The sequence below is a fragment of the Aeromonas sp. BIGb0405 genome (assembly GCF_024807335.1).
GTDB lineage: Bacteria > Pseudomonadota > Gammaproteobacteria > Enterobacterales > Aeromonadaceae > Aeromonas > Aeromonas rivuli.
In genome coordinates this window covers 256,760-280,296 of sequence record NZ_JANUEP010000003.1, presented here as the reverse complement: position 1 = coordinate 280,296, position 23,537 = coordinate 256,760, and the positions used below count along the sequence as shown (strand labels likewise).

At 60.0% G+C, this 23,537-nt stretch carries 19 protein-coding genes; 5 read left to right on the top strand and 14 right to left on the bottom strand.

The features are described 5' to 3' along the window. The first annotated feature begins 3 nt into the window (after positions 1 to 3). A complete protein-coding gene (locus tag M2366_RS09580) occupies positions 4 to 594 on the top strand; it encodes a GNAT family N-acetyltransferase (protein ID WP_259269574.1) in 591 nt (196 codons plus the stop codon). A gap of 78 nt (positions 595 to 672) precedes the next feature. Here the strand turns inward: M2366_RS09580 and M2366_RS09575 are convergent, their stop codons facing one another. The 3 genes from M2366_RS09575 to M2366_RS09565 all read right to left on the bottom strand — a co-directional run bounded on the left by M2366_RS09575 (position 673) and on the right by M2366_RS09565 (position 3,850). Next, positions 673 to 1,533 carry a PA4780 family RIO1-like protein kinase gene (locus M2366_RS09575; RefSeq protein WP_042043156.1) on the bottom strand — a complete coding sequence of 287 codons (861 nt, stop codon included), beginning with the start codon at positions 1,531 to 1,533 and terminating at the stop codon, positions 673 to 675. 162 nt (positions 1,534 to 1,695) lie between these two features. Further along, positions 1,696 to 2,682: a lauroyl-Kdo(2)-lipid IV(A) myristoyltransferase gene (locus M2366_RS09570; RefSeq protein WP_259269573.1), complete on the bottom strand. Its 987-nt coding sequence runs from the start codon at positions 2,680 to 2,682 to the stop codon at positions 1,696 to 1,698. A 178-nt stretch (positions 2,683 to 2,860) separates the two neighbouring features. Continuing rightward, complete coding sequence (locus M2366_RS09565) at positions 2,861 to 3,850, bottom strand: lipid A biosynthesis (KDO)2-(lauroyl)-lipid IVA acyltransferase (protein WP_259269572.1); 990 nt, start codon at positions 3,848 to 3,850, stop codon at positions 2,861 to 2,863. A gap of 307 nt (positions 3,851 to 4,157) precedes the next feature. Between M2366_RS09565 and M2366_RS09560 the strand changes: the two genes are divergently transcribed. Further along, complete coding sequence (locus M2366_RS09560) at positions 4,158 to 4,709, top strand: lipoprotein (protein ID WP_259269737.1); 552 nt, start codon at positions 4,158 to 4,160, stop codon at positions 4,707 to 4,709. A gap of 129 nt (positions 4,710 to 4,838) precedes the next feature. After that, positions 4,839 to 6,836: a hypothetical protein gene (locus M2366_RS09555; protein ID WP_259269571.1), complete on the top strand. Its 1,998-nt coding sequence runs from the start codon at positions 4,839 to 4,841 to the stop codon at positions 6,834 to 6,836. 74 nt (positions 6,837 to 6,910) lie between these two features. On the opposite strand, the gene glgC is transcribed toward M2366_RS09555, so the two are convergent. Then, on the bottom strand, positions 6,911 to 8,191 hold the full coding sequence (glgC, locus tag M2366_RS09550) for a glucose-1-phosphate adenylyltransferase (RefSeq protein WP_042043149.1): 1,281 nt from the start codon (positions 8,189 to 8,191) through the stop codon (positions 6,911 to 6,913). 186 nt (positions 8,192 to 8,377) lie between these two features. On the opposite strand from glgC, the gene M2366_RS09545 reads away from it, so the two are divergent. Then, the gene (locus M2366_RS09545) at positions 8,378 to 9,958 is read left to right on the top strand and encodes an EAL domain-containing protein (RefSeq protein ID WP_224430523.1); all 1,581 of its coding nucleotides are present in this window, start codon (positions 8,378 to 8,380) and stop codon (positions 9,956 to 9,958) included. Here the strand turns inward: M2366_RS09545 and M2366_RS09540 are convergent. From M2366_RS09540 to M2366_RS09495, 10 genes are all read right to left on the bottom strand, one after another. Further along, positions 9,952 to 10,446, bottom strand: coding sequence for a hypothetical protein (locus tag M2366_RS09540; RefSeq protein WP_259269570.1), 495 nt, complete (start codon positions 10,444 to 10,446; stop codon positions 9,952 to 9,954). The two genes, M2366_RS09545 and M2366_RS09540, sit on opposite strands and share 7 nt — an antisense overlap. Positions 10,447 to 10,573: 127 nt before the next feature. Beyond that, positions 10,574 to 10,936, bottom strand: coding sequence for a DUF2750 domain-containing protein (locus tag M2366_RS09535; protein ID WP_042043146.1), 363 nt, complete (start codon positions 10,934 to 10,936; stop codon positions 10,574 to 10,576). A gap of 193 nt (positions 10,937 to 11,129) precedes the next feature. Further along, positions 11,130 to 12,761, bottom strand: coding sequence for a methyl-accepting chemotaxis protein (locus tag M2366_RS09530; RefSeq protein ID WP_259269569.1), 1,632 nt, complete (start codon positions 12,759 to 12,761; stop codon positions 11,130 to 11,132). Positions 12,762 to 12,917: 156 nt separating this feature from the next. After that, a complete protein-coding gene (locus M2366_RS09525) occupies positions 12,918 to 14,222 on the bottom strand; it encodes an inosine/guanosine kinase (RefSeq protein ID WP_259269568.1) in 1,305 nt (434 codons plus the stop codon). A 238-nt stretch (positions 14,223 to 14,460) separates the two neighbouring features. Continuing rightward, positions 14,461 to 14,853: an MAPEG family protein gene (locus M2366_RS09520; RefSeq protein WP_259269736.1), complete on the bottom strand. Its 393-nt coding sequence runs from the start codon at positions 14,851 to 14,853 to the stop codon at positions 14,461 to 14,463. A gap of 90 nt (positions 14,854 to 14,943) precedes the next feature. Then, complete coding sequence (gene hemH / locus M2366_RS09515) at positions 14,944 to 15,918, bottom strand: ferrochelatase (RefSeq protein ID WP_259269567.1); 975 nt, start codon at positions 15,916 to 15,918, stop codon at positions 14,944 to 14,946. 73 nt (positions 15,919 to 15,991) lie between these two features. Then, the gene (adk, locus tag M2366_RS09510) at positions 15,992 to 16,636 is read right to left on the bottom strand and encodes an adenylate kinase (RefSeq protein ID WP_042043142.1); all 645 of its coding nucleotides are present in this window, start codon (positions 16,634 to 16,636) and stop codon (positions 15,992 to 15,994) included. A 259-nt stretch (positions 16,637 to 16,895) separates the two neighbouring features. Beyond that, on the bottom strand, positions 16,896 to 18,824 hold the full coding sequence (htpG, locus tag M2366_RS09505; protein ID WP_259269566.1) for a molecular chaperone HtpG: 1,929 nt from the start codon (positions 18,822 to 18,824) through the stop codon (positions 16,896 to 16,898). A 168-nt stretch (positions 18,825 to 18,992) separates the two neighbouring features. Next, positions 18,993 to 19,595, bottom strand: coding sequence for a recombination mediator RecR (gene recR, locus M2366_RS09500; protein WP_042043139.1), 603 nt, complete (start codon positions 19,593 to 19,595; stop codon positions 18,993 to 18,995). A 57-nt stretch (positions 19,596 to 19,652) separates the two neighbouring features. After that, positions 19,653 to 21,554 carry a bifunctional diguanylate cyclase/phosphodiesterase gene (locus M2366_RS09495; RefSeq protein ID WP_224430528.1) on the bottom strand — a complete coding sequence of 634 codons (1,902 nt, stop codon included), beginning with the start codon at positions 21,552 to 21,554 and terminating at the stop codon, positions 19,653 to 19,655. 567 nt (positions 21,555 to 22,121) lie between these two features. Between M2366_RS09495 and sbcB the strand changes: the two genes are divergently transcribed. Continuing rightward, entirely contained in the window at positions 22,122 to 23,528 is a 1,407-nt protein-coding gene (gene sbcB, locus M2366_RS09490; RefSeq protein ID WP_259269565.1) for an exodeoxyribonuclease I, read from the top strand. Positions 23,529 to 23,537 lie beyond the last annotated feature (9 nt).

Sequence of the window (23,537 nt, the reverse complement as noted above, 5' to 3'; positions counted from 1 at the left end):
CCCATGACGCTCCTCCTCTCCCTTCAGCCCAGCGCCCCTGGTGCGGTGAGCGGGGCCCAGCCCCCCTTGCTGATGGAGCTGGTCGCCGAGATCGATCTCTCGCCCCATCAGCATGAGGGGATCACGGCCCTGCGCAATACCTGCTTTCCCGCCTATGCCCTGCCGCGATCCTATTTCAAGCAGCGACCTCATTTGAGGGGGCTGGTGTGGCAAGGAGATCAGTTGGTCGGCCATGTCGGACTGGATCAGCGCATGATTGCGGTGGGCGATCAGCCCGTGGCGATACTGGGGCTGATCGATCTCTGTGTGGCCCCCCAGCTGCGCGGTCAGGGGCTGGCCAGTGCCATGCTGGCCGAGTTGCAGGTATTCGCGCGCAGCAAGGCGCTCGACTACCTGTTTCTCATCGCCGAGGATCCCAGCCTCTATCTGGCCAACGGTTTCGTGCAGATAACCCAGTACTGCAGCTGGCTCAGGATCAACGACTTCAAGAATTACGGTGTCGCGGTGGAGCTGCTGGACGATATATTGATCAAGGCGGTCGGTGACGCGCCCTGGCCGGACAGGCCCATCGACCTGTTGGGCTATATGTTCTGACGCCCCCGGCAACCCCATCACCGCACATCAACAAACAGGGCGCCCCGAGGCGCCCTGTTTGACATAGCCAGCCACTGGCTAGTACTCATCTTCCTGCTCGGCCTTGGCTCTGGCCTGGCGAGCCATGGCCTCCTCCTCAGCACTCTCTATCTCGTGCAGAACGGCATCGATGTCGATGATGGCGGTGCTCTCGGCAAATTGACCCGTGAGGCGGCTCTCCGGCGTCAACTCCCCCTCTTCATAGAGGGCCCACATCTCCTGGGCATAACGGGTCTTGAGCAGCTCCGGGGCGTACATGCCGTAGTAGTTGCGCATGTTCTCCACATCGCGCACCAGCATGGCCTTGGCCTGGTTGTTGGCGGCGGCATCGATCACCTGGGGCAAGTCGATGATGACGGGCCCCTGATCATCGACCAGGACGTTGAACTCGGAGAGATCCCCATGGATCAGACCCGTGCATAGCATGCGCACCACGTAGCCTATCACCTTGTCATGGTCCGCCAGCGCCTGCTCGGGGCTCAGGGCCACGTCGTTGAGACGGGGGGCAACATTGCCCTCATCATCGGTGATGAGCTCCATCAGCAGCACACCATCCAGGCAGACATAGGGCGTCGGCACGCGCACACCGGCGGCGGCCAGCTTGAACAGGGCGTCGACCTCGGTGTTCTGCCACACCTCTTCATGCTGGCGGCGCCCGTAGCGCGAGCCTTTCTCCATCGCACGCTGGCTACGGCTGTTGCGCACCTTGCGCCCTTCCTGATAGACCACGGCCTGTTTGAAGCTGCGTTTGGCCGCTTCTTTATAGACTTTCGCGCAGCGAACGTGTTCGCCGCAACGCACCACATAGACGTCGGCTTCTTTGCCGCTCATCAGCCGACTGATGACCTCGTCGACGAGGCCGTCGTCCACCAGAGGCTGGATTCGATTTGGTATTTTCATGGCCGAACTTTTACCCTATTTGCGCACCCGGCGCCAGTGGTGCCGTGCATTCCTGTCAGTTTTGGGGGGCTTGACTGCATGGCTGCTCACGTCATCGCCGACGCGCGTTCAGATTGCAGCCAAGGCTGGCCCCGTATAACCCCTTTCGCCAGCGCACCCGGTTCAAGGCTCGGGCGGCAATCCCTGGCGAATGCGGCGGATCCCGTTCTCATACAGACCCTGATGACGGCCGCCATCGGGCTGGGTCTCAAAAATCTTGAGAAACCACATGTACTGTTCGGGGCGCCGGTCTATCTGCTGTTCCACCATATTGTTCATACGCAACACATCGGCCTCCAGATCCGGGGTGGGATAAGGGTCGAAGGGAGGCGCTATCTCCAGGCGATAGCAGCCTTGATCCTCGTCATAACTGCCCAGGATGGGCACAGCTTTGGCACCGGTCAGCTTCACCAACTTGGGCAGGGCTGGCAGGGTTGCCTTGGGGTGGCCGAAGAAGGGTACAAAAATGCTGGCCTCGCGGCCATGGTCCTGATCCGGTAAATAGAAAAAACTGTCGCCGCTGCGGATCGCCTTGATGGCGGGCTTGATGCCGACACTGCGTTCGTATACCCGGCCGCCCTTGGCGCGCTCGCGGTTGATATACCAGTCAAACAGCGGATCCTTCGGGCTCTTCATCATGGTGCACAGCGGCAAACCACGCAGCGTGAGCAGGCGGCCTATCACATCCACCGCCCAGGTGTGCGGCACCACCAGGATCAAGGGGCGCCCCTGTGCCTGCTGCTCGGCAATGTGTTCCCAACCGCTCACCTGGACCCGGGATGCCAGGTAGCGGTTGCTGCGCCAGGTCAGCTCGCCAAAGCCCATAAAGGTCTTGAGACCGACTCGCACTGATTTGAGCAACAGCGCCTGATGCTGCGCCTCATCAAGGCGCGGAAAGCAGATGTCGAGGTTGGTATTGGCGATGTAGGCTTGCTTTGGAGAGGCCCGTAAGATGAGCGGGGCCAGGCCGTTGGCCAGGCTATCGCGCAGCCGGACGGGCAAGAAGGCCAACAGGCTCAGCAAGGCAAGGGCGAGCCAGCTGAGCCAGTGCCTTGGGTGAAGCAGAGCGAGGCGAAATGAGGTGTCGAACACCGGATCTTGAGGGGCCATGTTTCGGCTCTTGTCATCTAAACAAGGAGGTTATTGTAGTTATCTCAACGTATTTTTCTAGCCTGACCAGCGAGAGGATCAGATCCTGTTCAGGTTCCGGACCAGCCTTGCTCTCGACTCACGCCATGAAAAATGGCCCCTAGGGGCCATTGGCTAGCAGAGATACAGCGCCTCTTCCTCAAGGATGAGGGGAGAGACCACGGCGAATGCGTTTGATCCCCGCCTCGTAGAGGCCGTGCTTGTCCACCGGGTGCTCCAGGGTCTCGAAGATCTTGAGGAACCACATGTATTGGCCGGGATGACGTCTGAGCTGCTGCTCCACCGCCTGGTTCATATGCAGGGTGTCGGCGTGCAGATCACCGCTCGGGTAGTCAACGAAGGGGGCCTCTATCTCGAGGCGATAGCAGTGCTGCGCCTCGTCATAGCAGGCAAGCAGCGGCACGGCCTTGGCGCCGGTCAGCTTCACCAGTCTGGGCAAGGCGGGCAGTGTGGCCTTGGCACGACCGAAGAAGGGGACGAAGATACTGGCCTCGCGACCATGATCCTGATCCGGCAGATAGAAGAAGCTGCGCCCCGCTTTGACCGCCTTGATGACCGGCTTGATGCCAGCCTGACGCTCATAGACCCGACAACCGCTCTTGGCGCGTTCACGATTGATGTGCCAGTCAAACACCGGATTGCGGGCGCTCTTCATCATGGTGCACATCTCGATGCCACGCTGGGCAAAGTAGTAACCGGCCGCATCCACCGGCCAGCTGTGAGGCACCACCAGGATGACGGGACGCCCCTCGGCCTGCTCCGCCTCGATATGATGCCAACCACTGACCTGGATGCGTTTCATCAGGTAGGCGGGGCTGCGCACCGTGAACTCGCCAAAGCCGAGCAGGCTCTTGAGCCCGATACGTACCGATGTTCGCAAGATGACCTGGCGCTCGGCCTGGCTCAACTCGGGAAAACAGATATCGAGGTTGGTATTGGCGATATAGACCTGCTTTTTGGAAACACGCAGCACCAGGGGAGTCAGCCAATCTGCCAGTTTGTCACGCAGGCACACTGGGACGAAGGCCAGAACGAAGAGCAGGCCAAGTGCCAACCAGCTGAACCAGTAGCGGGGACTGAGCAGGCGAGCTTGAAATGAAGTATCGAAAACAGGATCTGACACAGACATGAAACGGATCAAAGAGTGGGGGGACACTTATTGTAAAGCGACTGACAGGTTATACCAGTTAATTCATCACGATCCCCTCTAGGTGACGACACTTCCCTGCTATTTGCTGGCCTCAAGAGGCCCTTTGAACCTGCCTCATCGGTCCCCCGATGGCCTCGGCCGGGCGCCCCTGCCCCCCTCTGACGGGCCAGCCTGCCATCCCGCATCTCCCCTACACAGCGTTGGCCTCCCGAGTTGGCGAGATCGGCGTTTAACCGTAAGATGGCAGCCTCTAACGACCATCTCTGGATACCCCATGTCAATCAGCCTGTTCCGCACCCTGTTATTACTGCCATTGACCCTGCTGCTTGGCGCCTGCTCACTGACGCAATACAGCGTCAGTGAGGGCGAGATCAATGACTATCTGAAAAACCAGGTGGCCTTCGAGAAGCAACTCGGCATACCGGGCATCATGTCGAGCAAGATCCGCCTGGACGAGATGCACAGCCGCATCGGCCGCAGCAAAGCCGACAGAGTGGAGCTCGATGCCGCAGGGGATCTGCAGGTCTCCAGCCCGCTGGGCAGCCAGCAGATGAAGATCCGCCTCACCCTGAGCGCACGCCCCGACTACGTGGCCGAGCAGGGTGCCATCTATCTGCGTGACCTTGAGCTGCTCTCGGTCAAGACCGAGCCCGCCGATATTGGCGCGGCCCTGAGCCCGGTGCTGCCGACCTTCAATCAATCCCTCGGTCTCTTCCTGAACCAGACCCCCATCTATCGCCTGGATGGCAATCGCCAGAACGAGGCGCGCATCAAGGACAAGGTGGAAGCGCTCAAGGTCGAGCCGGGACGCCTGGTCATCCCCTTCAAATTGTTGTGATTAATTCGGCCGCTCCTTAGAGCGGCTTTTTTCTTCTCATGGCTGAGACCATGTCGCATAATGCACACCATTCTCATTTAGATTGATGAGAAGCGTCACCGCAACATCACAGATAAGAAGAAGGGACACATGAAAAAAACCGCACTGGTACAGGGGATCACCCTGGCGCTGCTGGGCAGTGCTGCCCATGCCGCCGTCAAGGTTGAAGATGCTAGCTTCAATACCGCCGCCAGCATGCTGGCCTACACCGAATTCGAACTCTCCGGCGAGCCCCTGGCCGAAGCCCTGGGACTGGATCTGGATGTGCTGGATCCCAATCGTGCCGATGAGCCGACCCCCTTCGACTTCGCCGCAGGTATCGAATCCTACGAGTATTCCGAAGAGGCGATGTACGCCCTCAACTACCAGTCCGGCATGGGTCCCCACCTGGTCAATGGCCCGCAGAACCAGGCCCGGGGTGGCACTCTGGCCGACCTTGGCAAACGGGTACTGGCCATGGCCGATGCCGTGGGCTTCCCGGCAGATGAAGTGCCACAAGGCATGTATCCCCTCTCCCTGCCCTACTCATCTGCCAAGCCGCAGTTTGCTGGCGCCGTCAATGCCAGCCCGGTCAATGGCGACGAGCTGACCATCAAGACCGCCAAGGGCGTCGAGAAGAGCGTCAAGACGCAAATACCGGCCTACTTCCGTGATTACACCAGCCTGCGCTGGAGCGGCTCGGACAATCTGCTCAATCCGGCCGCCGTCGGCGGCATCCTGCTCAAGGAAGTGATGTGGTCCCAGGACTTCCTCGGCGGCATGCACGTCGCCGCCACCGATGAAGAGGTCGAGGCCAGCTCCGCCACCCTGGATCAGGATGGCAAACACAAGCTCGGCGTCTCTGCCGCCGATGGCTTCAATGGCATGATGCTGACCGAGCAATCCATCGACAAGCTCGCCATCTTGCAAGGCCAGCTTGGCTATGACGGCAAGCAGTTGGGCGCCGCCATTACCCCGCAATACGATCCTGCCAAGGGCGTTGTCTACTTCCCTCATCAGGTGAAAGTCACCGAGACCGCCAAGCATGACGTCGGCGCCATCGGCAAGCTTGACGTGGTCGATGCGTCGGCCCAGTTGCGCGACAGCTGGATGCTGCTGTGGCCACTGTCTGAATTCTTCGCCTACAGCGATCAGCGCAGCGCCAACAGCAATCAGAATCCGGCCTTCCACGCCGTGTTCGATGGTCAACCCTTCGCCGCGGCCCCGGTTGCCAATCAGAGCGGGGATCTGAGCAAGGCCAGCGCCGGTCAGGATGCCTTCTCCCTGGCCCTGAACCTCTCCAACATGGTGTTCAAGAACCTCGATACCCTGCATTTCAATAGCAAGGCAGGCACCCTGGTCGACAGCTGGCAGGGTGGTAAACAGGGTCAGCATGTCACCACCTTCGATGCCGCCTACGCCCTGGTCGCCCTGCAAATCTTCCAGCGCGCCCAGGACGCCCTGCCGGTCGGTTATGCCGCCGGTGACAATGGTGAGTTGAACCTCAAGACCCCCCAAGGCAAAGCAGCCCTGGTACTTGTCCGCAAGCAGGCCGACTTCATCCTGAACCAGCTGATGGGCAAGAACGGCCTGGTCTATGACGGTCTGACCCTCGGTGGCAAGCCTGATGCAGGGCAATCCGTGGATGCCCAGTTTGCCGCAGTGCGTGGCCTCAGTGCCGCCTTCCTGGCGACCCAGGACACCAAGTACCGCACTGCCGCCCGTGAACTGTTTATCGCCACCGACAAGGCTTACTTCAATGCCAAGGCGGGTACCTGGCTGGTGGGCAAGCAGGGGGAATATACTCCCTGGACCCAGGCTGCCATCTCGGGGGGATTGCGCTCGGCCATGCTGAACCTGCGCAATACCGGCTCCGAGAAAGCCCCCGCCCTGGAGCTGGCCCAGCTGACCCAGCGTTATGTGAGCTGGTTCCGTGGCACCGTCAACGGCGGCATGCAGATGGCCGAATGGGTGGGTGACTCTGGCGAGAACATCATCCAGGGCGCTGGCAGCGACACCGATGAAGATGGTGTGCCCCAGGTGACTGCCGCCGGTGGTCAGCACGGCACTGCCATGGTGATGGCGGCCAAGGCGCGCATCAGCGAATAGCAGATCCCCTTAGCCGAGTAACGAGAAGGGAGCGCATTGCGCTCCCTTCTCTATTGGGGGTTGTTAACCTCGACCTACTTCTTGGCAAGGGCCTGCAACATCGGCTTGGTCACCAGCACGATACCGTTTTCAGAACGATAAAAACGACGGGCATCTTCATCGGCATTCTCCCCTATCACCATGCCATCAGGCAGCTGACAGCCCTTATCGACCACCACACGGCGCAGACGACAGCCACTGCCTATTTCGACCCCAGGGAAGATGATCGACTGATCCAGGGTACAGAAGGAGTGGACCCGCACGTTGGTAAAGAGCACCGAGTTCAGCACGAAGGAGCCGCTGACGATGGAGCCCCCGGCAAAGATCGAGTTGATGGTCATGCCATGCTGACCATTTCTGTCCTGCACGAACTTGGCCGGTGGCGTCATGATCTGGCTGGTCCAGATAGGCCAGTTCTGATCATAGATATCGAGATCAGGCACCACTGAGGCCAAGTCCATGTTCGCCTCCCAGAAAGAGTCCAGGGTACCCACGTCACGCCAATAGGGTTTTTGCCCCTCACGCGCCCCGACGCACGACATGCTGAAGGGGTGGGCATAAGCCATCCCCTCGCCGACGATGCGCGGGATCACATCCATGCCGAAGTCGTGCTTGGAGTCCAGGTTGTTGATGTCCTCCTCCAGCAGTTGATAGAGGTACTCGGCATCGAAGATATAGATCCCCATGGAGGCAAGGGAGGTGTCATCGCAACCGGGCATGGCGGGGGGATTGGCCGGTTTTTCCACAAAGTCGAGGATCTTGCGCTGCTCGTCTATGTCCATGACCCCGAAGGCGGATGCCTCGCTGCGCGGTACTTCGATGCAGGCCACGGTCACCTTGGCCTCCAGCCGCACGTGATCGAGCAGCATGGCGGCGTAATCCATCTTGTAGATGTGATCCCCCGCCAGCACCACTATGTATTTGGGGCCGTAATCCCGGATGATGTCGACGTTTTGATAGATGGCATCGGCGGTGCCTCTGTACCAGTGCACCTCATCCACCCGTTGTTGGGCAGGCAGCAGATCGATGAATTCATTCATCTGATAGCGCAGGAAAGACCAACCCGATTGCAGGTGACGCAACAAGCTGTGGGACTTGTACTGGGTGACCACCCCCACTCGCTTTATTCCCGAGTTGATGCAGTTGGACAATACAAAATCGATGATCCTGAACCGGCCACCGAAATGGACTGCCGGCTTGGCGCGATTATCGGTCAATTGCTTGAGACGACTTCCTCGCCCCCCTGCCAAGACCAAGGCCATACTCTGGTTTAACAGCTGCCGTGCCTTGGCAGTATTCATGGGCTCTAACGACATATTCACCTCGACGTCTCTGTCTCTGTTTCCATCCCATACTCCCTCTTTTCGGGGATCGTGAAAGTGGTTTCACTCACATTTACGGGATCCCAATTCCCCTTATGAGAAGGCATATGCTCGAACTTAATACAGCATCCATACTGACTGCATACTTTACTCTAAGCGAACCAAGCGCGGGATCATAGGATGCATTTAAAACCGTCCAAGAGCATTACACCCTATCCCCTGATGACGGGGCTGATCCTGCTGGCACAGTGGAGCCTGCTCCCTGCCGATCACCCCTTCTTGTCGACCCTGGCGCTGCTCGCTTGTACCTTGCTTGCCCTTGCCTATGGCCGCTATCGCCGCCATAAGGCCGATGAGGCGAGACGGGTGGCCCTCATCCAGGCGCTCGAGCAAGGCTCGGCGGAGCCACTTCCCCTCTCACCGGAGCGTCAGGCCCTGCAACAGCTCTTCAATCGCCAGCACCTTGAGCAAGAGCAGCTGCGTCTACAACTCAGCGATCTCAAGCACCGCACCGAGAAAGACCCCCTCACCCAGCTCGCCAATCGCCAGCGCTTTCGTCACGATATCACCCATCTGTTGCAGGAAGACCAAGGCACCCGCACCGCCATCCTGGTGCTGATCCGGGCCACGGCACTGGAGAGCCTCAATCGCCAGCGCGGATTTGTGTCCGGCGATACCTACCTCAAAGACGTGGCGACCCTCATTCAACAGGCGGCCCAGCGCTGGCCGGAGCACAGAATTTATCGCATCTCAGGTGCCGACTTCGCCGTGCAGATCCATGCCATCAACAACACCCCCCTGCCCCTGCTCGGCCGGGATCTCAAGCTGGCATTCGATCTCTACCAAAACAGCCAGAAGATAGAGAGCGTGGCGTGCTGCGGTATCACCACCATCTGCAGTGGCCAGCGTATCGAGGCCATATTGGCCAGAGCCGATCTGGCCCTGGCTCGTGCCCAGACCCAGGAGATCAATGGCTGGTCCATTCAGTTGGAAGACGAGTATGAGGAGGGGCTGGGGCAGCAGCAGTGGCGCCAGGTGCTCGAGCAGATCTTGCAACAGGAGCGCATTTCGCTCTCCTACCAGCCCATCGAGTTGCTCAATGGCAATCATCCGGCCTATTACAGTCTCTACCCCCAGTTTTATGGGGAAGATGGGGCTGTGCTGGCCTCGGATAGCCTCTTTGCCATGGCCCAGCGTCTGGATCTGCTGATGCGCATGAGCCAGCTGATGATCCTGCACCTGATCCGCGAGCACAGAACCCTGGGGGCGCAGCAGAGTCGCTGGGGCATCAAACTGTCCCCCCATCTGCTCCATAACAGCGCGTTTCTCATTTGGCTGGAGCGTCAACTCAGCATGGAGCCCGATATCAGTGCCCATCTGGTCTTCGAGCTTGATGAGGAGCACCTGTCTCGGCAACTGACCGGGGCTCGCCGGCTGTTTGAGCTGCTACGCCGCTGTGGCAGCCGCTCGGCCATCTGCAACTTCGGCCAGGGAATACGCTCCTTCTCTCTTTTCCAGGAGATCAAACCTGACTATCTGAAGCTGGATCCGGCGCTGCTACTCGATCTGGAGCAGGACAGTACCAATCAGAAATTTGTGCGCATGATAGTGGAAGTGGCGCACCGCATGGGGAGCCAGGTCATCGCCGAAGGGGTCGAACAGTCGAGTCAGAAAAAACTGCTGGCAAGCATGTACGTGGATGGGTTGCAGGGTTACCTCATTGCCCACCCGATGCCCGCGCCAGTCGGCACGGCTCACTGAGTGTGTTTCAAACGCAACAAGGTGAGAATGACATCGTTGAGCTGACGATAGCGCTCCAGCTCTTTCTGATCGTAACGCGTCGCCAGCAGGGTGGGATTGTGGCGATGCTTGAGGTAGCGGTTGATCTGCAATCGGTTGAACCCGGCGACCCGGTAGATCTGACCGAGCAAGGCATTGAGCTCCTCGTTGCTCAACCCGGCGCTGGCAAGATAATCTGCCTCGGCGGGGCTGCGCTGCTGACACACGACCTTGGCAAGACGGCCACTCTCCTGCAAATAGCCGAGCCACTGCTCAACATAGAGCGGCTTGCAGCCAGCCAGCAGATTGAAGAAGCCCACGGCATCGCAGCGGCACTCAGTCAGTAGCAGAATGGCCAGATTGTTGTCGGTACACGTGAAGCTGACCGGGCCACTCTGGCTCCAATCCAGCGCCTGCACCCGGATCTCGCCGCACTCCCCCTCCACTCCCGTCACCTCGAATACAAACATGGCGCTTCCCTTGGCAAAACGTTCATGATGAACCATAGGAGGCAGCGCTGCAAAGGCAAAACGCCCATAAAAAAACCTGCGACGGATCGCAGGTTCAATGCAGGTAAGGTGAGGGGGTCGCTAACCTTCAGGCGTCCAGTTCAACCAGTACCTTGGCCAGCTCGATAGGCTCAAGCTCCTGGCCTTCCAGCTCCGCATTCCAGTTCGGTCCGACCAGGACATCATCTTCGTCCAGATCGCCAATCCAGATATCGAGAAACTCTTCCAGATCGATCAGCTCAGGCTCATAGTCGGCCCACTCATCGACACAATGCAGACGGGCATCCCCTTCTGCAGACCAGAGTGGCATCACATCGGCATCTTCAAATTCGGCTGAGCGGCACACCACCCAATCCTCACCGTAGCGCAAGCCCCATAGCTGACCCGACTCACGGACCTCTTCGATAAACAGTTGGAAATTGGCGTCAAGGTTGTCAGTTAGCTTGCTCATGGTGCTCTCTCTTTCGGGCTGCCGGGGCCAGTACTGGCCAGGTTGGGCAAATGGTGTCCCAAAAGCGCAGCGGACTCAAGTCAAATCCCTAAAAAGGGGGGATCCGGGCCCGAACCCCGCCACTGAGGCCAGGTAACGTGCAGATCCACACCCTGATGACGCACGACCGGCCAAGATCCCGCCCCATTGGAGATCAGGTGCGGTACTGACTGACCAGCGCACTCAACTCATCGCTCGACTGTGCCAGCGCGCGTGTCGCCTGCTCCGTCTGGCGGTTCTGGGCCTGGGCTTCCCCCGCCTGTTGGGAGATGGAGACCAGGCGGTGATTTATCTCATCGGCCGCCTTGCTCTGCTCGTTGGCGGCATTGGCTATCTGGGCATTCATCTCGGTGATGGTGTCGACCACCCTGGTGATGGCATGGATGGCGCCCCCCGCATCGGTGGCCTGATCGGCGGTCGCCCGCGACAACTGTTGCAACTGGTCAATCCCCCCCGTCACCGTACTCACCCCTGCCTGCAACCGCGATATCATCTGGCGGATCTCGTCGGTCGAACTGTGGGTGCGATTAGCCAACGTTCGCACCTCATCGGCCACCACCGCAAAGCCTCGGCCCTGCTCACCGGCCCGGGCGGCCTCAATGGCTGCGTTGAGCGCCAACAGATTGGTCTGTTCGGCGATGCCACGGATCACATCCAGCACTGAACCTATCTTCAGGGTCTCCTGCTCCAGGTGAGTGACGGCACGCACCGTCTCCTGCATCTCATCGGCCAATCGGGCTATGGTGCCTATGGTCTGCTCCACCACCTGGCAGCCATCACCGGCCAGGCGTTTGGCCTCATCGGCGGCGACCGCCGCCTGGGCCGCATGATCTCCCACCTCGCGACTGCTCACCGTCATCTGCTCCATGGCGCTCGCCACCCGCAGGGTGTCCTGCTCCTGGCTGGTCACTATCTGGCTGGTGCGTTCCACCACCTGACCAAGCTGGCTCGCCCCTTGCCGGTTCTGGCTGGCGATCTGCTGGGTGCGTCCGACCAGCAGGGCCATCTGATTGGCAAAGTCATTGAAATTGGTCGAGAGCTGGGCCAACTCGTCATGGCCCTCGGCCGGGAGACGAAATCGCAGATCCCCCTCTCCCCGCGCTATGTTGCCAAGGGCCGTGACCGACTGGGTCAGCGGCGCCACTATGCTGCGCACTATCAGGCTCACCAGGGCGATGAGCAGCAGGGCCAGTACCAGGCCGATGGCGAGCTGGGTCTTCAGCACCCCCTGATATTGGGCCTCGACGTCGTCCACATAGACGCCGGTGCCGATGATCCAGTCCCAGGGGGCGAAACGCTTGACGTAAGAGATCTTGCGCACCGGCGCATCGACCCCCGGCTTGGGCCAGTAGTAAGCCTGCTCGCCCCCCTCCGGCTGCTGCTTGACCACGTCGACAAAGGCGACGAAGAGCTTGAGTCCTTGCTGATCCTCCACTCCGGAGAGATCCTTGCCGTCCAGCTCGGGCTTCATGGGGTGCATCACCATGGTCGGGTGACTGTCATTGACCCAGAAGTAGTCGTTGTCGCCGTATCGCAGCCCCTTGAGGGCAGCCAGTGCCTGAGCCTGGGCCTGGGCTTGCTCAAGCTTGCCGCTGCGCACCTGTGCCTCGAAGCTCGCCACCAGGGTGTAAGCGGTTTCAACCTGAGCCCGGGTCTGGCGACTCTTCTCCGCCATCAGGCCATCAAAATAGAGGTGCAGGCTGCTGGCGAGCAGCAACGCCAGGATCAACAATACGCTCAGGGTCACCAGCAACAAGCGCCGGCCTATGGTCCATCGTCTCAACATTCCTTCATCCTTGCCCTGAAAACACTTGATGACCAAGGTATGACGGCTCCGTTGACGCTGTCTATTCATGAGCCAAATGGGGCACCAAAAACATGATCCAGACCAGAGAATGCAAAAAGGCGCCCGCAGGCGCCTAAAGTTTTCAACAACGCAGGATCAACGCTCCCAGTACACCTCTTCCAGACTGTCTTCTTTCTCGGGCAAGCCTCGGGACAGGCGCGGGCTGCTCTGGGCCAGCACCTCGTAGCTCACCCGGTTGGCGTACTTGCACACCTGGGCCAGGGAGGAATAGGTCAGAAACTCGGAGGCATGCTTGGCGGAGTTGGGCACATTCATGCGGTGGTAGGCGTTGGCCACCATGTCGTGCAACACGGCAGACAGGGCACCGTCACCGGCACCGTTGGTGTTCTTGATCTTCTCCGGACCGCCCATGTAGGGGGAGATATGGGAGTAGATCCGTGCCGGATTGCGGCAACTGTGCCGAGCCATGGGACGACTGAACTCATACATGTTGAACTCGGGGATCTGGCCCGGCAGCAGGGTATGAGTGGTCTCGCGCTTATGGTCCTCGTCGGTGTAGCTCGCCATGTAGAGGCCGATAGGGCCCGCGGTGCAGAGCACCATGTCGGCCCAATCCAGCGCCTTGTCGGCAGCCATCAGCGGATCGGAGAAACCGGTCAGCGCCTCCCCCTCATCTTCGTTCATGGCAAGCACGGTCACGTTCTCGGCAATAAAGTCACGCCACCACTGGGGGTTTTCATCGATGACGAAGCGGGTGCCCAGGGTCAGCACCACAGGCACATTGGACTCTCGGGCATAACGCACGGCGGCCATGGCGGCCTCCTTCATCGGCGTGCCATCTTCGCCACGCACCAGATAGGCGGTGATCACCAGGGCTGAAGCCCCCTTGATCACCTCCTCCGGGATATGGGCCACGTCCAGGTGATCCATCTTGCCGGCATTGATGCCAAAGCTGCGCTCACCGCATTCGGTAATGAAGGTGAAGCAGCGCCCGACCGGGCCACTGACCGGCTGCAGGTAATCAAGATTGACCCGCGACGAGGTGTTGCACAGATAACGGTAGGCGTAGCTGCCGATGCGGATGTCCTGGCTCATGACGCCGAGCAGGATAGAGTGGGAATCGGCCAGCACCGAGTAGTTGTGCATGGTATTGCCTATGGTGCCACCGGCGAATTCGCTCACCACCATGTTGTTGGTCTTGAGTTCCTCATAGACGCGCTCGGCCACATCGTCGCTGATCACCACTGAGTGACCCTTGCTCAGGCCGTAGCGGGTCAGAAAGGCCTCATCAACATGGGCTTCAATGTCCACCAGGGTCTGATCTATCCCCACCACATAAGCCTGACCCAGCTCGGTCATCTGCGGATTCTGGGTGATGAGGGGATCGCGCCTGTCGACCGGAAAATAGTGTTTTGACTTGCGCTGACCGGGAAATTTCATGGCTGTGGCCTTGACTCTGGGATGAACGAGGGGCGGGATTTTAACACAATCCGAAGCGGCGAATAGACGCACATTTAAAATATGAAGTCAGTATAGACAAGGCTTGCAGAGCGAAAACGTTTGCCATGCATGCAAAAAAACCACCCGGCCATGGGGTGGTCATTAACAATCCGGCCCGTGCGCTGGGGCTAACCGATAGTCTCTGTCGGTCGCCAGGAGAAAATGGCTGGCGTCAGGACTAGCGCGCCAAGATCCCCGCCTGCAAGGCCAGCAGACTCAGCAGCGCCAGCGACCCCCAGAACAGCAGCGTGCCGAAGAGTCGTGCCGGATTGGGCGCCTTGGGCTGCTGAATGCCGATGGCATGCAGTATCCGTCCGAGCAGCAGCATGCCCCCGCCCAGATGCAGCCAGAGCGGCGCCGAGCCCGCCAATTCACACAGCGCCAGCAGCAACAGCGTCAGTGGCACGTACTCGGCAAAGTTGCCGTGGGCACGAATAGCCGCCAGCATTTGCGGGGCCTCCCCTTCTCCTATCATCACTTTGAACTGGGCACGGCGCTTGACAACCCAGATGGAGAGCAGCAGAAACAGCAAGCCGAGCAGGCCGGCGTAGGTCAGGGTGATGGGTAACAGCATGGGCGTGTCCCTCTGGCGTGGATCGGGTATCAGGATGTGAAAACAGCCAGGCTCTGCCCCTGAATATCAGGGCAGCGCCTGGCCCACTCAGGCCAGCTCGCGGCAGATCAGCGACACCATCATGCGGATGTGGGCCTGATCGCTGTTGAGGGCCGGAATATAGTGGAACTGCTCCCCTCCCGCCTCAAGGAAGACGGCGCGGTTCTCGACCTGGATCTCTTCCAGGGTCTCGAGGCAATCGGCCGAGAAGGCCGGACAGATCACATCGAGCCGCTTGACCCCCTGCTCGGCGAGCTGGGCTATGGTGACGTCGGTGTAAGGCTTGAGCCACTCCTGCTTGCCAAAGCGCGACTGGAAGCTGGCGCTCCACTGCTCAGGCGCAAGACCCAGCGCCTCGGCCAGCAGAGTCGCGGTGCGGCGGCACTGGTGACCATAAGGGTCTCCCTCATCTTCACAGCGCTGGGGGATGCCGTGGAAAGAGATCAACAGGTGCTCACCCTGGCCCTGCTGCTCCCACTGGCGGCGCACGCTCATGGCCAGCGCCTGAATGTATTCCGGGTGGTTGTGATAGTCGCGGATGAGGCGCATCACCGGCAAGTGACGCTCGCCCCTCATCACCTTGGCCCAGCCATCAAACACGGCCGCCGTGGTGCTGGCGCTATATTGGGGGTAAAGCGGCAGCAATATCACCCGGTTGACCCCTTGCGCCTTGAGCGCCTGCCAGCCGTCGCTCAGGGAAGGCTTGCCATAGGTCATCGCCAATACCACGGGCACATCGACGCCTTCGCGCTTGAGCTCTTGTTCAAGGGCCGCGCGCTGACGCTGACTGATGGCCATCAAGGGCGAGCCCTGCTCGGTCCAGATCTGCTGGTAGAGCTTGGCCACCCTGGGGGCGCGAATGGGTAAAATGGCGAGATTGAGCAGGGGCGACCACAGCAGGCGCGGCAGTTCTACCACCCGAGGGTCTTGTAAAAATTGGCGGAGAAAAGCCCTGACGCCGGCGGGGGTCGGAGCGGCTGGGGTGCCCAGATTGACAAGCAGGATCCCGGTTTTGGTGGTCACGTTTGCTTCCTGTCACATGCAAAGAGGGCCCAGTATGGGCCCTATTTATATGGCAATGATCCCGATGGCGGGATCAGGCCAGAATGGCGGCCAGCTGCTGGCTCACCTGATCAACGGGCTGAGTGCCGTCGATCTTGACGTAACGGGTGTGGCCGGCTTCGGCCTCTTTGCCGTAGAAACCGATCAGCGGCGCAGTCTGCTGATGGTACACATCCAGACGCTTGCGCACCGTGGTCTCTTCGTCATCGGCACGGATCACCAGATCCTCGCCGGTCACGTCATCCTTGCCTTCCACTTTCGGCGGGTTGAACACCACGTGGTAGGTTCGGCCGGAGCCGGAGTGCACACGACGGCCGCTCATGCGCTTGACGATCTCTTCGTCCGGCACGGCGAATTCGAGCACGAAATCAACAACGACGCCAGCATCCTTCATGGCTTGTGCCTGAGGAATGGTGCGGGGGAAGCCGTCCAGCAGGAAACCGTTGGCGCAATCAGCCTGAGCAATACGCTCCTTGACCAGACCGATGATGATGTCGTCGGAGACGAGCTGACCTGCATCCATCACAGCCTTGGCCTTGAGGCCCAACTCGGTGCCCGCCTTGATCGCCGCCCGCAGCATGTCGCCGGTGGAGATCTGGGGAATACCGTGTTTTTCCATGATGAACTGAGCCTGGGTGCCTTTACCGGCACCCGGAGCCCCCAACAGAACAATGCGCATACACGCTCCTATTGATTGGTTATTCAAATCTTGAGAAGGCAAAAAACTACACGGTTTCCCGCTTTTTAACAAGCAAACCGCGAGCGAGTGCCGATTTTACCACCAGTATCCCCACACTCCCCTTAGGGTGAGGAGAGGCAGATGGAAACCGGAAGTGAGTGAAAATGCAGCAGCTGTCGTAGCTGTCGTAGCTGTCCGGCACGACAGCTGCCAAGGGATCGGCAAAAAAGAGGCCCACTCGCCAGAGTGGGCCAACTCATCAGGACTGAAGCAACAGCCGGTTGATACGGGAGACGAAGCTGGCCGGATCATTGAGGCCGCCCTGCTCCGCCAGCTGGGCCTGTTCGTGCAGCAGGCTGACCCACTCGCCGAACAGGTTGTCGTCGGTGATGGCGCCCAACTTCTTCACCAGCGCATGGTCGGGGTTGAGCTCCAGGATGTACTTCTGTTCCGGTACCGGCTGGCCGGCGGCGCGCATCAGCTTGATCATCTGGGTGCTCATGCCGCTGTCATCGGTGACGATGCAAGAGGGTGAGTCGGTCAGCCGATGGGTGACCCGTACCTCTTTCACCGCCTCGCCGAGGCTGCTCTTGACGCGCTCAACCAGACCGGCGTTGGCCTTTTCGGCCTCCTCTTGCGCCTGCTTGGATGCCTCATCTTCCAGATCCCCCAAGTCCAGCTCGCCACGGGTGACGGAGACCAGCTGCTTGCCATCGAACTCGTCGAGGTGGCTCATCAGCCACTCGTCGACCCGCTCCCACATCAGCAGCACTTCGACACCTTTCTTGCGGAAGATCTCGAGGTGCGGGCTGTTCTTGGCAGCGGCGAAGCTGTCGGCGGTGATGTAGTAAATCTTCTGCTGGCCTTCCTTCATGCGGCCAACATACTCTTCCAGGGAGACGGTCTGGGCTTCACCCTCGCCCGCCGTGCTGGCAAAGCGCAACAGCTTGGCGATCTCTTCCCGGTTGGCATAATCCTCGGCAGGCCCCTCTTTGAGCACGTTGCCGAACTCGCTCCAGAACTTGGCGTACTTCTCGCTATCGTCCTTGGCCAATTTGTTCAGCATGGTCAGGACGCGCTTGGAGCAAGCCTTGCGCAAGGAGGCGGTGACCTTGTTGTCCTGCAAAATTTCGCGGCTGACGTTGAGGGGCAGATCGTTGGAATCCAGCACCCCTTTGACGAAGCGCAGGTAGGTCGGCATAAACTGCTCGGCGTCATCCATGATGAAGACGCGCTGCACGTAGAGCTTCAGGCCATGCTTCTGCTCGCGGTTGTAAAGATCGAAGGGGGCGCGGGCCGGGATGTAGAGCAGGCTGGTGTACTCCTGGCTGCCTTCCACCCGGTTGTGACCCCACAGCAGCGGATCTTCGAAATCGTGGGCGACGTGCTTGTAGAACTCCTGATACTCCTCGTCCTTGATCTCTTTCGGATTGCGAGTCCAGAGTGCGGTGGCGCGGTTGACCTGCTCCCACTCGCCCCCCGTAGTTTCAGCATCGGCACCGACGATGGTTTCACCATCCTTTTCACGGTCCGGGGTGCCCTCTTTGAACATCTCCACCGGCACGCTGATATGGTCGGAATACTTGGCGACCACGGCGCGCAGGCGCCAGTCGTCGAGGAACTCCTCTTCCTCGGCGCGCAGGTGCAAGATGACGTCGGTACCGCGACCGGCCTTGGTCACGTCGGCGACGGTGAAGGAGCCTTCACCTTCCGATTCCCACTGCACGCCCTGGCTCGGCTCGGTGCCGGCGGCGCGGGAGATCACGGTCACCTTGTCGGCGACGATGAAGGCAGAGTAGAAGCCCACCCCGAACTGGCCGATCAGCTGGGAGTCTTTGCCCTGATCGCCGGACAGGTGCTTGAAGAAATCGGCGGTGCCGGACTTGGCAATGGTGCCAAGGTGCTCGATCACCTGATCCCGGGTCATACCGATGCCGTTATCCGAGATGGTCAGGGTCTTGTTCTCTTTGTCCACCACCAGGCGCACGCGCAGCTGGCCGTCGTTTTCGAACAAAGAGGCATCGGAAAGCGCCTTGAAGCGCAGCTTGTCCGCCGCATCGGAGGCGTTGGAGATAAGCTCGCGCAGGAACACTTCTTTGTTGGAGTAGAGGCTGTGAGCCATCAGGCTCAGCAGTTGTTTGACTTCGGTTTGAAAGCCGTGGGTTTCGGCATGAACACTTTGGGTCATCGACCAGTCCTCAAAACATCGGTTGAACGGTTACCCAACCTAGATGGGGCTGGCCTTGCAAATATCAAGGGGCGAGTGTGCAATCTTGCACACTCGCCCCTGGTCGTGGCGGTCACATTGTCGGGTGTCGGCGCTGGTGAGCGCCAAGACCCGGGTCACGCCGAGGCGCTACTTCAGGCGCTGGCGCCCCATCAGGGAGTGGGAAAGCGTGGTGCCATCCACCAATTCGAGCTCGCCGCCCACCGGCACGCCGTGGGCGATGCGGCTCACCTCGACCCCGGCGCTGCGCGCCATGTCGGCGATGTACCAGGCGGTGGCGTCCCCCTCGATGGTGGGGTTGGTGGCGAGGATCAGTTCGCTGATGGACTCATCCTTCAGGCGGCGCTCCAGGATCTCGAGCCCCAGCTCTTCCGGGCCTATGCCATCGAGGGGGGAGAGATGCCCCATCAAGACAAAGTAACGACCGGAGAACTGGCCGGTGTGTTCGATGGCGGCCACGTCCGCCGGACTCTCCACCACGCACAGCAGACCACTCTCGGCCCGTTTGGGGCTCTGACAAATCTCGCAGCGCTCCTGCTCGGTAAAGGTGCGGCACTGGCTGCAATGACCAATCTCGGTCAGGGCGCGGGTCAACAGCTGGGCCAGACGCAGGCCACCGCTGCGCTCGCGTTCGAGCAAGGTAAAAGCCATGCGCTGAGCAGACTTGGGGCCGACCCCGGGCAGAACCTGCAAGGCCTTCATCATGTCGTCCAGCAGGGGACTGAATTTCATCTCGCACTCCTCAAGGCGTTTCCTGGCGCAGGACTATACCCGAGGCGGGGACGGGCGTCAGCCCATGAGTGAGACAGCATGTGGTTGATGGGCAAGGTAGCGTTGGCAGAAGGCACGAAAATCGGCAGCGGGCATCGGCTTGGCGTAGAAGAACCCCTGGATCTCATCGACGCCGAGATCGTAGACCACCGCCAGCTCAGCCGCCGTCTCCACCCCTTCGGCCACCACGGGCACCGCCAGCTTGTGGGCCAGATCCGTGATGCTGCTGACGAACAGCTGTTGGCGGGCGTGGCTGTCGATATCGCATATGAAGGACTTGTCTATCTTGATCTTGTTGAAGTTGAGCTCTTTGAGGTAGGCAAAGGAGGACCAGCCGGTGCCAAAATCATCGAGGGCAATGCGCACCGTCAGCTGCTGCAAAGCGGTCAGAATACGCTGGCTGAGCTCGAGATCGTCCAGGGCTATGGTTTCGGTCAACTCCAAAATCAACTGATCGGCACACAGTGGACTCGTCAGCAGCATGCGCGCCACCCGCGAGGGCAACTCCTCATTGAACATGGAGCTGGAAAGGTTGATGGAGATCTCCAGCTTCATCATCTTGCTGGGCGGCAGTGGTGCCAAGTCCTGGCTGACCTGATTGAAGATCCAGTCGCCGAGGCGCTCTCCCAGGCCATTGTCTTCGGCCAGGCTGATGATATCCGGCGGGCTGATGAAGCCGTATTGAGGATGTTGCCAGCGAAGCAGGGCCTCGGCGCCGAGCAGGTGACGCCCCTCCCGCTTGATGATGGGTTGATAGTAGAGACTGAGTTGATCACTCCCATCCCCATCCAGATGATCACGCAACTCGGCCGCGAGTTGACGGCTGCGCTCATAACGGCTCAGCATGGCCTGATTGAACAGCTGGCTGCGGACTCCTTGCTGGCGGGCATTGTCCAGCGCAATGTCGGCAAACAGCATGATCTCTTCAACCTGGTGGCTGGCAGTCAGGCCCTGGCTGATCCCCATGCTCACCTTGACTCTGTGGGCCGGATCGGCCTGAAACACCAGTTGCTGCAGGTGAGCCAGCAGGCGATCCGGGTAATCCGGCTCCTGTTCACCGAAGTACGACAGGGCAAACTCATCACCGCCAATACGCGCCACGAAGGCCCTGCCTGCGACGAACTCCTCGATGGCCCGGGCCACCGTCATCAGCAGGGCATCCCCCGCCGCATAACCCAGGCTGTCATTGACCTCCTTGAAGTGATTGAGTTCGAGCAGGCAGAGCGTCAGCGGGCGCTGCTGATTGACATCGCGTCGCGCAGCCTGCTCCAGCTCCCGGATAAAGGCGGCGCGATTGGGCAATCGAGTAAGAGGATCGTTCCAGGCCAGGAATTGATGGCGGCGGGTTTCCCGGAAAAGCATGTAGAGCATCACCAGGCCCACCAGCAACAGGCCACTCAGCAACCAGAAATTGCTCTGTTTGGATTGCAATAATGAGACTCGCTGACGAATGGCGCTCGGGCCGGTGAAGTTCTCCACCATGAGGCCGCGAATGTCCGGCATCATCTCCTTGAGTCCCAGTGCCAGCTTATCAAGGCCCGCAGACCCCGGATGGGGATCCAGCACATCCTGCTCATGGGCCTTGATCAGCGTGAAGATGCGTCCCACCTTGCTTTGTGCGTCAAAGTGCTGGCGGATGATACTCGATTCGTCCCCATTGAGAAAAATCTCCAGCCGATTCCAGGCCAGATCGTAACGCTTGTTCAGCTCGCGCTCATCCAGATCCCCGCTCTGATAGAGGATTACCCCCTCCTGGAAGCTCTGCATTTCAAACTCCAGCTGGGCCAACGACCAAGCAGAGAGCTGGGTGTAGCGCACCAGCAGGGTGAAGGCGCGATCATTGCTCCAGGCCGACCAGATAGTGACCCCGAGAAAGGCCACCAGGATCAGGGCCAGGGAGGCAAACTTGCCGCGCACCATGCTATTGGGTCTCGCGCTGAGTCATTTGCCGCCCTCTCTGACGATGGCAGGGGTGCTTGCCAGGCGCGGGGCCAGCCTGCGAGTCTTGAGCAAGAGGTGCCCATCGTCCTCCTTGCCCCGCGTCGCGAGGGGCCCGCCCCCGGTGTTCATCTGAGGCAGTCTTGCCAAGGCCCTGGCCAAACACTGCACCGCGACCGCGCGCGCGGCCGCTCTCGTCACTGAGCATGATGCTCATCTCCTGCTCCTGGTGCCCCTGGCTCGCTCCTTGCCTGCGCCCGTGTCCCGCCCACAGCCCCCCTGCGTGCGACTCTGCTCATCATGCGGTTTCCTCCGATCATGCGGTTTCCTCCGAGCCTGAACACACCCTATCGATTTGATATTTCAACTTATAGTAAACCATAGTCGAATGGCAATCAGCGTCTCGAATGAGAGAGAACGGCGACCAATAATGCAGCAGACGCCCTCCCCTTGCCCCGCCAGCGTTGCAGTGGGTTCCCCATCTGTGCCAGCATTGGCGGCCCAAGGCCTCAGGGGCCATGTTTCACCGTGCAGCACCAGTAGAGACCCATGACACAGCCAACATTTTACTTCCACGATTACGAGACATTCGGGATAAGCCCGGCCCGGGATCGACCGGCGCAATTTGCCGGGGTGCGCACCGATGCGGATTTCAATCTGATTGGCGATCCCCTGGTCATCTACTGCAAGCCGCCAGCCGATTACCTGCCAAGCCCGGAAGCCTGCCTCATCACGGGGATCACGCCGCAAAAGGCGATGAAAGATGGCCTGTGCGAGGCGGACTTCATCGCCCAGATCCACGCCGAATTCGCCAAGCCGGACACCTGCATTCTCGGCTACAACAGCATCCGTTTCGATGACGAGGTGACGCGCTACACCCTGTATCGCAACTTCTATGACCCTTACGCCTATGCTTGGCAAAACGGCAACTCTCGCTGGGACATCCTCGACATGCTGCGCGCCTGCTACGCGCTGCGGCCAGAAGGGATTGAGTGGGCCTTCGATGAGGAGGGCAAACCGAGTTTTCGCCTGGAGAAGCTGACCGAAGCCAATGGCATCAGCCATGCCAATGCTCACGATGCCCTTTCGGATGTACTGGCCACCATCGCCATGACCAAGAAGGTGAAGGAGGCGCAGCCCAAGCTGTTCGATTACCTGTTTGCCCTGCGCAACAAGAACAAGGTGAAGGCGCTCCTCGATCTGGTCACCATGAAACCCCTGGTGCACGTCTCGGGCATGTTTTCCCCCTGGCAGGGCTGCGTGAGCTGGGTATCCCCCCTGGCATGGCATCCCCATAACCAGAACGCCGTCATCATGGTCGATTTGACCCGGGATCCCACCCCCCTCATCACACTCAGCAGCGAGGAGATCCGCGAACGGCTCTATACCCGCAAGGATGAGCTGGGAGAGTTGGCAGGCATTCCGGTCAAGCTGGTGCACATCAACAAGTGCCCGGTGCTGGCCCCCGCGGCCACCCTGACCCCGGAGCGGGCCGACGCACTGGGGATTGACAGGGAACAGTGCCGCAAGAGCCTTGACCTGCTGCGTGCTCACCCACAAGTGCGCGAGAAGCTGGTCGAGGTCTTCAATCAGGAGTTTGAGGGGAGCCGCGACCTCGACCCCGACACCCAGCTCTACGCCGGTTTCTTCGGCCAGGGTGACAAAGCGGCCATGGACATGGTGCGCGCCACGGCCCCGGAGCTGCTTGGGGAACGGGAATTTTCCTTCAGCGACAAGCGCCTGCCCGAGCTGCTGTTCCGCTATCGTGCCCGTAACTGGCCACAGACCCTGAGCGAGCCTGAACTCAAACGCTGGCGCCAGCATTGCAGCGACTATTTTGAATCCCAACTGCCGGACTATCTGCCCAGGCTAGAGGCGCTGGCGGAGCAGAATCAGGGTAACGAACGGAACTTTATCATCCTGAAGTCCCTCTACCATTACCTTGAAAATCTGTAACTTGTGACT

Coding starts and splice junctions, on each gene's coding strand:
- M2366_RS09495 (WP_224430528.1), bottom strand. CDS start 21,554: ATGGTGCGCGGCAAGTTTGCCTCCCTGGCCCTGATCCTGGTGGCCTTT.
- recR (WP_042043139.1), bottom strand. CDS start 19,595: ATGAAATTCAGTCCCCTGCTGGACGACATGATGAAGGCCTTGCAGGTT.
- M2366_RS09570 (WP_259269573.1), bottom strand. CDS start 2,682: ATGGCCCCTCAAGATCCGGTGTTCGACACCTCATTTCGCCTCGCTCTG.
- htpG (WP_259269566.1), bottom strand. CDS start 18,824: ATGACCCAAAGTGTTCATGCCGAAACCCACGGCTTTCAAACCGAAGTC.
- M2366_RS09525 (WP_259269568.1), bottom strand. CDS start 14,222: ATGAAATTTCCCGGTCAGCGCAAGTCAAAACACTATTTTCCGGTCGAC.
- M2366_RS09535 (WP_042043146.1), bottom strand. CDS start 10,936: ATGAGCAAGCTAACTGACAACCTTGACGCCAATTTCCAACTGTTTATC.
- sbcB (WP_259269565.1), top strand. CDS start 22,122: ATGACACAGCCAACATTTTACTTCCACGATTACGAGACATTCGGGATA.
- M2366_RS09540 (WP_259269570.1), bottom strand. CDS start 10,446: ATGTTTGTATTCGAGGTGACGGGAGTGGAGGGGGAGTGCGGCGAGATC.
- M2366_RS09545 (WP_224430523.1), top strand. CDS start 8,378: ATGCATTTAAAACCGTCCAAGAGCATTACACCCTATCCCCTGATGACG.
- M2366_RS09555 (WP_259269571.1), top strand. CDS start 4,839: ATGAAAAAAACCGCACTGGTACAGGGGATCACCCTGGCGCTGCTGGGC.
- glgC (WP_042043149.1), bottom strand. CDS start 8,191: ATGTCGTTAGAGCCCATGAATACTGCCAAGGCACGGCAGCTGTTAAAC.
- M2366_RS09565 (WP_259269572.1), bottom strand. CDS start 3,850: ATGTCTGTGTCAGATCCTGTTTTCGATACTTCATTTCAAGCTCGCCTG.
- M2366_RS09580 (WP_259269574.1), top strand. CDS start 4: ATGACGCTCCTCCTCTCCCTTCAGCCCAGCGCCCCTGGTGCGGTGAGC.
- M2366_RS09575 (WP_042043156.1), bottom strand. CDS start 1,533: ATGAAAATACCAAATCGAATCCAGCCTCTGGTGGACGACGGCCTCGTC.
- M2366_RS09530 (WP_259269569.1), bottom strand. CDS start 12,761: ATGTTGAGACGATGGACCATAGGCCGGCGCTTGTTGCTGGTGACCCTG.
- adk (WP_042043142.1), bottom strand. CDS start 16,636: ATGCGCATTGTTCTGTTGGGGGCTCCGGGTGCCGGTAAAGGCACCCAG.